Consider the following 924-nt stretch of genomic DNA (forward strand, 5'->3'; position numbering starts at 1 on the left):
GGCCGATGATGACCAGCACCACCATCAGCTCGATCAGGGTGAAGCCGCGCTGAGCGGTGCGGGCGACCGAGCGAGCCCAGCCAAGGGCGCCGGGCGTGCGGTCAAGGGGTCGTGAGGTGCGCTCAAACATCTTCGTCTTCCGGTTTTGTCTTCAAGGGTCAGGGGTGGCCTCGCGTCACGACGGGCGCGGCTTCGACCAAGGGCGCCAGCATGCCCGAGGCTTTGGCACCCTTGATGCGGGAACAACCCGAGGAAGGACCACCTGTTCACGGTGCACGATGCCCGCCTCAGCCATCATAATGCGCCCACCATGGCATCACGCATCGCTGCACTCCTGATCTGGGCCGCCGTCGCCGCCAGCCTCGCCTATTGGGGCCTGCGCTGGCTCGCGCCGCCCGTTGGCGTCCCCCACAACGCTGCGGCCGTGACGCTGGAGACCGGTGTGCGCGGCGACATCCAGCGCCTGCTGACCGGCCCGGTGCGCACCGAAGGCCCGCAGGTCAACCCCAGCGCCGCTTCGGCCCTGGCCAGCCGCATCAAGGTCATCGGTGTGATGGCGCCCGCCCCGGGTCAAAGCGCCGGCGTGGCCCTGCTGTCCATCGACGGCAAGCCGCCCAAAGCCATCCGCGTGGGCGGCTTGGTCGATGGCGAGATGGTGCTGCAGGACCTCAGCCAGCGCAGCGCTCGCATCGGCCCGCAAGACGGCGCAAACTTCCTGACCATCGACCTGCCCGGCTTGCCCCCAGCTGCCACGGGCACCTTGCCGGCCCCCAGCGGCGTCACGCAAACCCCGCCACCCGGGCAAGGCATCCCGCCCGGCGCACAGGCCGGCATGGGTGAGCGCCGAGGTCAGCCTCCTGCATCCCCTGAGGGCTTCGACGGTGGCGGCCAGGTGCGCAGCCCCGACTGAGCCCCCCCCCCCCC

2 protein-coding genes are annotated in these 924 nt (G+C 70.7%); one reads left to right on the forward strand and one right to left on the reverse strand.

Annotated features, from left to right (window positions below; all coding sequences use genetic code 11):
* The coding region (locus B2W70_RS03570; RefSeq protein WP_286742933.1) for a prepilin-type N-terminal cleavage/methylation domain-containing protein at positions 1-130 on the reverse strand (130 nt) is incomplete at its 3' end.
* 180 nt (positions 131-310) lie between these two features.
* Between B2W70_RS03570 and B2W70_RS03575 the strand changes: the two genes are divergently transcribed.
* Positions 311-910, forward strand: a complete 600-nt coding sequence (locus B2W70_RS03575) for a hypothetical protein (RefSeq protein ID WP_286742929.1) — start codon at positions 311-313, stop codon at positions 908-910.
* The last annotated feature ends 14 nt before the right edge of the window (positions 911-924 follow it).

The organism is Aquabacterium sp. UBA2148 (assembly GCF_002328915.1).
GTDB classification, from domain to species: Bacteria; Pseudomonadota; Gammaproteobacteria; order Burkholderiales; family Burkholderiaceae_C; genus Aquabacterium; species Aquabacterium parvum.